Here is a 1,146-nt window from a genome sequence, read left to right on the forward strand (position 1 = left end):
GACCGCCTGCAACGCTCCATCGCCGCCTGCCAGCGCACCAAGAACCTCGGAGCCCTGCTGTTCATCGACCTGGATAACTTCAAAGACCTCAACGACACCCTGGGCCACGACATGGGTGACCAGCTCCTGGCCCAGGTCGCCGCCCGCCTGGTGGGCAGCGTGCGCGAAGCCGACACCGTCGCCCGCTTTGGCGGCGACGAATTCGTCGTCATGCTCGAAGCCCTGGCCCCCGACCTGCAAAACGCCGCCACCCAGGCAGAAACCGTCGCCGAAAAACTCCTGGCCAGCCTGAACCAGCCCTTTGACCTGGACGGCGCCCAGCACTACAGCACCCCCAGCATCGGCATCACCCTCTTTGGCGACGAACGCCTCACCGTGGACGAACTCCTCAAGCGCGCCGACCTGGCCATGTACCAGGCCAAAGCCGCAGGGCGCAACACCCAGCGCTTCTTCGACCCCGACATGCAAGCGGCCGTCAACGCCCGCTCCAACCTCGAAGCCGACCTGCGCCAGGGCCTGGCGCGGGGCGAATTGCTCGTGCACTACCAACCCGTGGTAGACCACCACGCCCGCCTGCTGGGCGCAGAAGCCCTCGTGCGCTGGCGCCACCCCCAGCGCGGCATGATCAGTCCGGCAGACTTCATCCCCCTGGCAGAACAGACCGGCCTCATCCTCCCGCTGGGCCAATACGTACTCAAAACCGCCTGCGAACAACTGCAGCGCTGGAGCCAGCACAAAGACACCGCCCACCTGTCCCTCTCGGTCAACGTCAGCGCCCGCCAATTCCGGCAACCCGGCTTCGTGGCCGAAGTGCTGCAAACCCTGAAGAACCACAACGCAGACCCCCGGCAACTCAAGCTCGAACTCACCGAAAGCCTGCTGCTGGGAGACATCGAAGACACCATCGCCCGCATGGTGCAGCTCAAAAGCGAAGGCGTGGGCTTTGCGCTCGATGACTTCGGCACCGGGTACTCGTCCCTGTCTTACCTCAAGCGCCTGCCGCTGGACCAGGTGAAGATAGACCAGAGCTTCGTGCGGGACGTGCTGACGGACCCGAACGACGCGGCGATTGTTAGGACGATCCTGGCGCTGGCCAAGAGCCTGGACCTGGAGGTGGTGGCGGAGGGGGTGGAGACGACGGGGCAG

1 protein-coding gene is annotated in these 1,146 nt (G+C 65.4%); it reads left to right on the top strand.

Going from position 1 to position 1,146, the window contains the following annotated elements:
• On the top strand, window positions 1-1,146 hold a 1,146-nt coding region (locus AC1Q64_RS25665; protein ID WP_492253178.1), incomplete at both ends, for a putative bifunctional diguanylate cyclase/phosphodiesterase.

Source organism: Acidovorax sp. GW835-FHT14G06, from assembly GCF_058793595.1.